Here is a 7,917-nt window from a genome sequence, read left to right as displayed (position 1 = left end):
TGAGGAGCGGGGGTTCGGGGGCAGCGCCCCCGACGGGGTCTGGGGCGGAGCCCCAGGGGATGGGACGGGTAGGGGCGGCGGGGGCGAAACCCGTTTGGCGAACCAGAGGGCGAGGCCCACGGGGGCTCGCTGGGTGACACGCCAGTTCCCCAACCCTCGTCCCGAGCGAGTCCCATAGGCGTGAGCCCGGCAGGAATCAGTCGTCCCCCTCCGCCCGCCGAGCCCGATGCGCCCGCACCTTCTGACGGTTGCCGCAGTGCTCCATCGCACACCAGCGCCGCCGCCCGGGCCGCGAGGTGTCGACGAAGAGCAGACGGCAGTCATGGGCCCCGCACTCGCGGATGCGGTCGGCGTACGGACCGGTGAAGAGGTCCACGGCGTCGCGGGCGACCGTGGACAGCAATTGCGCACCGGTCGCCCCCGGAGCCCACGCACGCGAGCCGTCCGGTTCGATACGGGCAGCGAGCGGCGCCCCGGCCGCCGCGGCGTTGACGACAGCGAGCCGGCGGGCCTGCAGGGGCCGGCCATGCGCACGATCGGCCGCGAGGAGGAAGAGCGCGTCGCGAAAGGCTCGCGTGTCCGCCAACTCCCCTGCCGTGATGGTTACTTCAAGCCCGCCGGGCAGGCGACTGCGCTCCACCCAGCGCACCAGATCCGCGGGCTCGTGCAGCACCTCGTACCGGGCGAACTCCCCCGGCCCACCCGTTGTGGCCAACTCCATGCAGAGCGCCCCGGGATCAAAGCGGAACGACTTCCCTTGGTACGACACGAGAGTCAGCCCAGGCGATTTCATTGCACGCTCCGTCACGTAACCATTATAACTGGTTACCATGACGCAGACCCCTACGCCCCAGCCCGCGCCCACCCCGGCACCCCTGCACTGGAAGCTCGTCATCGACACCGCCGACCCGCACGCCCAGGCCGACTTCTGGGCCGCCGCCCTCGGCTACCTGGTCGAGGACCACAGCGCTCTGATCGACCGTCTGCTGGGCCTCGGCGCCGTATCGCCCGACATCACCGTCGAACCGCACGGCCACCGCGCCTGGCGGGACGCGGCAGCCGTACGGCACCCGGACGATCCGTACGAGAAGGAGAGCGGGACTGGACTCGGGCGGCGGCTGCTCTTCCAGCGCGTGCCGGAACCGAAGACGGTGAAGAACCGGCTGCACATCGACCTGCACACCGGGGAGGGACGGCGAGAGGCGGAGGTCGCACGGCTGGCGGGGCTGGGGGCGACCGTGCTCCGAGAGGTGAAGGAGCAGGGCGGCGAGTGGGTGATGATGGCGGACCCGGAGGGGAACGAGTTCTGCGTGCACTGACGCGCGGCAACCCGCGGCGCCTCGCGGCGTCCGCTGCAACCCCATGGCGCCGTGAGCCCGGGATCAGAGGCACTCCGGGGCGTCGCGCCCGCCAGGATCAGGCGAACTCAGCGCATCCGCTATGCGAACATCCCTGACCGGATTGCGCTCTTGACGGAACGTCAGCCGCAGCTTCACCATCAGGCACCCATTCCCGCAAGGAATTCGGAGCCCCCCACATGAAGCTCTCCGTTCCCGGACGCGCCACGGGTGCCGCGGTCATAGCGGTCGCCGCGCTGCTCACCACGAGTGCGATAGCCGACGCCGCGCCCGCGCGCGTGGCCGCCGCACCCGACATACCCGTGGCCAACGTCAAGGCCCACCTCACCCAGTTGCAGTCCATCGCCACCGCCAACGGCGGCAACCGCGCGCACGGCCGCGCCGGCTACAAGGCGTCCCTCGACTATGTGAAGGCGAAGCTGGACGCGGCCGGATTCACCACGACCATCCAGCAGTTCACCTCCTCCGGCCGGATCGGCTACAACCTGATCGCCGACTGGCCCGGCGGCGACGCCAACCAGATCGTCATGGCGGGCTCGCACCTCGACAGCGTCTCATCGGGGGCCGGCATCAACGACAACGGCACGGGTTCGGCGGCCGTACTGGAAGCCGCGCTCGCCGTGTCCCGCACGCAGTACCAGCCCACCAAGCATCTGCGGTTCGCCTGGTGGGGAGCGGAGGAGCTGGGCCTGGTCGGTTCGCGCCACTACGTCAACAACCTCTCCGCCGCCGACCGCGACAAGATCAGCGGCTATCTGAACTTCGACATGATCGGGTCGCCGAACCCCGGCTACTTCGTCTACGACGACGACCCGGCCATCGAGAAGACCTTCAAGGACTTCTACGCCGGCCTCGGCGTCGCCACCGAGATCGAGACCGAGGGCGACGGCCGCTCCGACCACGCCCCCTTCAAGAGCGCCGGCATCCCGGTCGGCGGCCTCTTCACCGGCGCCAGTAACACCAAGTCCACGGCCCAGGCCACCAAATGGGGCGGCACGGCGGGCCAGCCGTTCGACCGCTGCTACCACTCCTCGTGCGACACGACGGCCAACATCAACGACACGGCCCTGAACCGGAACAGCGACGCACTGGCGTACGCGGTGTGGGAGCTGTCGGAGTAGGTCCCGGAGCCCCGGAGCGGCCTCGGGTGGCCTCGGGCGGCTCCAGGCGGCTGCCTCGGGCGGCCTCGGAGTGACACGACTACTTGCGTGTGCATATACTGCACACGCAAGTAGTCAGCGTACGCCCCCTACCCGGGAGCCCTCATGACCCGCCACTTTCTCTTCCTCCTCGGCAGCAGCCGCAGCGACGGCAACACCGAGCTGCTGGCCCGCAGGGCCGCGGAACAGCTGCCGACCGGCGTCACGCAGCGCTGGCTGGACCTCGCTGAGCACCGGCTGCCCGACTTCGAGGACCTGCGCCACGACACTGACCATGTCCGGCCGTCCGGCGACAACACCGCGCTGCTGCTCGACGCGACGCTCGCGGCGACGGACCTCGTCATCGCCTCGCCGCTGTACTGGTACTCCGTGTCCGCGCACACCAAGCGCTACCTCGACCACTGGTCGGGCTGGCTGCGCACCCCCGGCCTGGACTTCAAGAAGACGATGGCCGGGCGCACGCTGTGGGGTGTCACCGCCCTCGCACACGAGGAGGAAGAGGTCGCCGAACCCCTGATCGGCACGCTCAACCACTCGGCCGCGTACATGGGGATGCGCTTCGGCGGAGTCCTCCTCGGCAACGGCAGCAAGCCCGGAGACGTACTGACCGACTCCGCTGCCCTGACCCGCGCCAAGACGTTCTTCGCCCAGGAGCCCCCGCTCGCCCGCTTCCCCTACGAAAACTGAGCCTCGCGCGCTGTCCGTCCTGCCAGGTGAAGCCCTACGCCGTGACGCCCTACGTTGTGACGCCCTACGCCGTGATGTCCTTCGCCGTGAACCGCGCCCAGGCCGCCGCGCCGAACACCGCCGCGTACAGTCCCTGGAGCTCCAGGTTGCGGATCAGATCGTCCCAGTAGACGGGATCCCGCATGAGGTCGGCGAAGGACAGCCAGTAGTGGGAGAAGAAGTACGGCTGTATCGCGTGGAGCTGGGGTATCTGGTCGAGGATCTGCACGGTGATCAGCAGGCCGACGGTCGTCGCCATCGCCGCGATCCCGCTGTTCGTCAAAGTCGAGACGAACAGGCCCAGCGCCGCGACCCCGATCAGTGACGCGGCGACGACCAGCGCGATCAGCAGTGCCCGCCCCAGCCCCTCGCCGAAACTGATCCGTGTGCCGGAGATCGTCGTCAGCTCGCCCAAGGGGAACAAGAGCGCGCCCACGATGAGCGCCGAGGTCGCCACGACGAGGGTCGCGATGACACAGAAGGCCAGCGTGGTCGCGTACTTGGTGAGCAGCAGGCGCGTACGTCCCGCCGGTGCGACCAGCAGATAGCGCAGTGTCCCCGCGTTGGCCTCGCCAGCTATCGCGTCGCCCGCGATGACACCGACCGCCATCGGCAGGAAGAACGGCAGCGTGGCGGCCAGCGCGGTGAACACCAGGAACAGTCCGTTGTTGGTGATCTGTGCGATGAAGGCCGGCCCCTCGCCTCCGCCTCCTCCGGCCGACGATCCGTCGCTCGTCTCGATCTTCACCGCGATCCCGACCAGCACCGGCACCGCGGCCAGCACGCCGAGCAGCGCGATCGTCCGCCACCGCCGAAGCGTGGTCGCCAGCTCGTTGCGCAGCAGGCCCAGGGTCCACAGCGGACCGGGCGTCCGCACGCCGACGGCCTCCGCGGCCTCGGCCGACGGCTCGGCGACCTCAGCCCGCGACATCGAATCCCTCCCCGGTGAGTGCCACGAACGCGTCCTCCAGCGAGGCCCGTTCGACCCCGAAGCCCCGGACGCGGACGCCTGCCGTCACCAGTGCCGCGTTCACCTCGGCCAGATCGCGGTCCGGTGGTTCGGCGGTCACGCGGTCCTCTGCGACCACGACGTCACCCACGCCCTGCTCCTTCAGCACCCGGGCCGCGTCGCCCGGGTCAGGCGTCGTGACGACGAGCCGGCCGCGCGCGCCCGCCGCGAGATCGGCCACCGGGCCCTGGATGATCAGCCTGCCCTGCGCCATCACCGCGGCGTGCGTGCAGACCTGCTCGATCTCGTCGAGCAGATGGGAGGAGAGGAAGACGGTGGTGCCGTCCGACGCCAACTCCCTTACCAGCGAACGGATTTCGCGCATGCCCTGCGGGTCGAGCCCATTGGTCGGCTCGTCCAGCACAAGCAGCCGCCGGGGCTGCAGCAGGGCAGCCGCGAGCCCGAGCCGCTGCTTCATCCCCAGCGAGTACGCCTTCGCCTTCTTGCCCGCCGCGGCCGTCAGTCCGACACGGTCGAGCGCCGTCGCGACGCGCGTACGCCGGGTGCGCGGGTCGGCCGTCGGGTCCGCGGAGTCGTACCGCAGCAGGTTGTCGCGGCCGGAGAGGAAGCCGTAGAGAGCCGGTCCCTCGATGAGCGCGCCCACGTGCGGCAGCACGGTGCGCGTGGCACGCGGCATGGGGTGCCCCAGCACACGCGCCGAGCCGGAAGTCGGCTCGATCAGGCCCATCAGCATTCTGATGGTGGTCGTCTTGCCCGAGCCGTTCGGCCCGAGGAAGCCGAAGACGCTGCCCGCCGGGACGGTCAGATCGAGGCCGTCGACGGCGAGCTGTCCGCCGCGGAAGCGCTTGGTGAGTGCGCGGGTGGCGATCACGGTGTCACCCGCGTCCACGGTCGCATCCGCGTCCGCTGCCGCGTCGCCGGCGTCCACGGTGTCACCCGTGGCCGCCGTGCCGCCGCCCTCGCTCGCCATGTCCCCGTCCGCGGTGGACAGTTCCGCCATCGACTCCCTCAATTCGCCTTGCCTGTAAGGGACCTTGCCTATAGGGGACTACAGGACCTACTCCGCCGCGTTGGCCGCCTTCACCAGCGCGTCCTTGGTGACCGCGCCCGCGTAGACCTTGCCGTCGTCCGTGATGAGCGCGTTGACCAGGCGGGTCGAGAAGACCGTGCCCGAGCCGAACTTGCCGCTCACCTGGTCGCCCAGCGAGTCGAGGAAGCGGCCCGCGTCACCCGCGCCGGACTCCTCCGACGGCATGCCCTCGCCGCCGGTGTCGAACTGGGCTATGGAGCTCCAGCCCTCACCGATGACCTTCAGGCCCTCGCCCTCGAGTTCCTTGCCCAGGTCCTCGCCGTCCTTGGGCCGCGCCCGGCCCTTGTCCTCGGCCTTGAGGTCCTCGCCCTCGGTGACCTTCGTGCCCTTCGGCGGGCTGAAGTCGAAGGTGGACGCGGCCGGCTTGGAGAAGTCGACCTTGGTGAAGCCCGCGTCGATGACGGCCGCGCCGCCGCTCGTCGGGGTCAGCGTGAACTTCAGCGGCAGACCGGTCTTCGCGTCCACCGCGATGGAGATCGCGCCGACCGTCGAGCCGGACTCCTTGGGCTTGATCAGCAGCTTGTAGGCGTCGCGGCCCGCGACCTGCGCCGTGCCGTCGACGGTCACGGACGTCGTGTCGTCCACCGCCTTCAGCGCCTCGTCGGCCATCTCCTTGGGAGTGGCCGGCACGTCCTCGGACTTCCCACCCTTGTCCTTGGCAGCGCCCGAGGAGTCCTTCATGTGGTACGCCTCGTTCGACGCGCTGTCGTACGCCCACACCTCGTCGCCGTTGTGGATCACGCTGTACTCGGAGGCCTTGTCGAGCAGCGACAGCTTCTGCTTGTCCTCGCCGTCGGCCGCGACCCGCAACGTATGCGTACCGGACGCCAGTTCCATCAGCTTGGCCGACGGGTCCGCGGACGAACCCGAGTCGTCGCCGCCTGAGCCCATCCCGCCGAGGCTGCTCTCCAGGCCGCCGAGGCTCGGCAGGCCCAGGTCCGTACTGATCTTCACCGTGCCGGACAGCTGCTGTACGTCAGAGGCGGCGATCTTCTCGATGAGCTGCTCAGCGGTGATGTCCGGCAGGTCGGGGTCGCCGGAGCCCGCGAACGCCGGGACCAACCCGATGGTCGCCGCCGCCACCCCCACCACCGCGACCGGGACGACGTACCGTGCGGCTTTGCGTCGGCCGGTGCGCAGGTCCTCGTTCGTGTTGTCGTCGGATTCGTACGGTGCCATGTGTGCCCTACCTCCGTTGTCGGCGGCGGCTAACCGTCACGCACTCGTCCACCCCTGGCCGCCATTGTCACCCGAACTCCTGTGAAGTGGTGTTTCCAATCTGACCAAATCGGCCAAGGGAAAGCGTCAGACCTCGGAGCCAACTCCGCGTACACCTGCGGTATGACATGGGTGGACGGCGCCTCCCCCGACCCGTAAGGGTCGTACGGGCGAGACGCCGTCCGTGAAGCTCGTCGAAGCTCGGTGAAGCCCTTTCAGATCCGGTCGATCAGCCGGTGGATCAGCCGCAGGCTCACCGGTTCACGAACACATAGTCCGCCTGGTACGGCACCCCCACGATCGACCCCACGTCGCAGGAGCCGGCCGGAGCCACCCCGCCCACGGTGTTCAGCCGCAGGATCTCCGCGGTGCCCGCGAGCAGCCCCCGGTGCTTGCCGGACTGCGTGGCCCTGAGGTCCAGCTCAGGGATGTTCTTGTCGCCGTTCGGGGTCCTGGAGATCACCGCACCGGTGACCGCGCTGCGGTCGGGCGCGATCCACTGCGGAGTACCCGAGTTGGGCTTCACGAAGGAGTGCGCGATGGCCCCGCCGAGCACCGCGCGCACGTCACGCTGCGCGAAGGCCGTGGTGCCGTCGTCCGCCTTCTTGCACTCGTAGATCTGCTTGCCCTTGATGACGGATGCCTGGAAGTTGTTCAGCGCGTGCCGGAAGTCGAAGTCCGTGGTGACCTTGTGGAGCTGGCCGCGCACGGCTCCGCCCGGGAACTCGGCGGTGTGCAGATTGGCGTAGAAGCTGCCCGGGGCGGACTTCAACTGGCTGAGCAGGGCGGCGTCCTCGACCTTGACCGTGCCGGTCACCGTACGGCCCTTGGCGTTCTCCAGCAGCTTGGTGAAGTCGACCTTGACGCCGCCGTTGGCCCCCTTGGCGCCCTGGTGGATGTGGAGCAGGGTCGGCTTGCCGGTGCCACGCCACTTGACGGCGACGGACACCTTGTCCCCCTTGACCTTGACGAACTCGAGCGCCGCGCCTTCCTTGTCGCCGACGGCGGGGCCGCCCTGCACCGGTACCTCGTTCGCGCCGTTCAGGCTGGCGGCGAGGATGGTGCCGCCGCTGCCGCCGGCGAGAGCGCCGCTCTGCACCTCGATGGACCGGTCCCCGTGCCCCGTGTGGCCCGCGCTCGAACCCTTGCTGCCGCTCCCGCTGTCGGCGGCCGCCGGGATGACGGCGACGGCGACCCCGGCCGCGGCGGCCACCGCGACACCGGACATGACGAGGCTCTTACGGTGCTGTGCGAACGTAACGATCGTCCCCATGATTCTTTTTTCTCCCCGTATCCGCTGACACCCCCTGCGCCAGCTTCTGTGCATGAGTACGGAACAGATCTCAGGCTGGACTCAATCCAACTATGTGACCTGCGCCACACTGCCGAGAGGGT

The 7,917-nt window shown here is 69.5% G+C and carries 8 protein-coding genes; 3 read left to right on the top strand and 5 right to left on the bottom strand.

Translation table 11 applies throughout. The annotated features are described in order from the left end of the window. Positions 1 to 196: 196 nt before the first annotated feature. Positions 197 to 793, bottom strand: a complete 597-nt coding sequence (locus GAS53_RS23770; protein ID WP_225859050.1) for a CGNR zinc finger domain-containing protein — start codon at positions 791 to 793, stop codon at positions 197 to 199. A gap of 37 nt (positions 794 to 830) precedes the next feature. On the opposite strand from GAS53_RS23770, the gene GAS53_RS23765 reads away from it, so the two are divergent. The 3 genes from GAS53_RS23765 to GAS53_RS23755 all read left to right on the top strand — a co-directional run bounded on the left by GAS53_RS23765 (position 831) and on the right by GAS53_RS23755 (position 3,205). After that, on the top strand, positions 831 to 1,319 hold the full coding sequence (locus GAS53_RS23765) for a VOC family protein (protein ID WP_151479707.1): 489 nt from the start codon (positions 831 to 833) through the stop codon (positions 1,317 to 1,319). A 218-nt stretch (positions 1,320 to 1,537) separates the two neighbouring features. Continuing rightward, positions 1,538 to 2,479, top strand: a complete 942-nt coding sequence (locus GAS53_RS23760) for a M28 family metallopeptidase (protein ID WP_151479706.1) — start codon at positions 1,538 to 1,540, stop codon at positions 2,477 to 2,479. A 144-nt stretch (positions 2,480 to 2,623) separates the two neighbouring features. Beyond that, positions 2,624 to 3,205: a flavodoxin family protein gene (locus tag GAS53_RS23755; RefSeq protein ID WP_151479705.1), complete on the top strand. Its 582-nt coding sequence runs from the start codon at positions 2,624 to 2,626 to the stop codon at positions 3,203 to 3,205. A gap of 64 nt (positions 3,206 to 3,269) precedes the next feature. Here GAS53_RS23755 and GAS53_RS23750 read toward each other — a convergent pair whose 3' ends face one another. The 4 genes from GAS53_RS23750 to GAS53_RS23735 form a co-directional block, all read right to left on the bottom strand. Further along, complete coding sequence (locus GAS53_RS23750) at positions 3,270 to 4,175, bottom strand: ABC transporter permease (protein ID WP_151479704.1); 906 nt, start codon at positions 4,173 to 4,175, stop codon at positions 3,270 to 3,272. After that, positions 4,162 to 5,214, bottom strand: coding sequence for an ABC transporter ATP-binding protein (locus GAS53_RS23745; RefSeq protein WP_225859047.1), 1,053 nt, complete (start codon positions 5,212 to 5,214; stop codon positions 4,162 to 4,164). The genes GAS53_RS23750 and GAS53_RS23745 overlap by 14 nt, the downstream gene beginning before the upstream one ends. A 57-nt stretch (positions 5,215 to 5,271) precedes the next feature. Next, a complete protein-coding gene (locus tag GAS53_RS23740) occupies positions 5,272 to 6,483 on the bottom strand; it encodes a LolA family protein (RefSeq protein WP_151479703.1) in 1,212 nt (403 codons plus the stop codon). Positions 6,484 to 6,775: 292 nt separating this feature from the next. Further along, a complete protein-coding gene (locus tag GAS53_RS23735; protein WP_151479702.1) occupies positions 6,776 to 7,795 on the bottom strand; it encodes a CHRD domain-containing protein in 1,020 nt (339 codons plus the stop codon). Positions 7,796 to 7,917: the final 122 nt, after the last annotated feature.

The sequence above is a fragment of the Streptomyces albicerus genome, assembly GCF_008905045.1.
Lineage (GTDB): Bacteria > Actinomycetota > Actinomycetes > Streptomycetales > Streptomycetaceae > Streptomyces > Streptomyces albicerus.
Note: the sequence above shows the minus strand (reverse complement) of the source record. Positions and strands in the feature narration are given on the sequence as shown.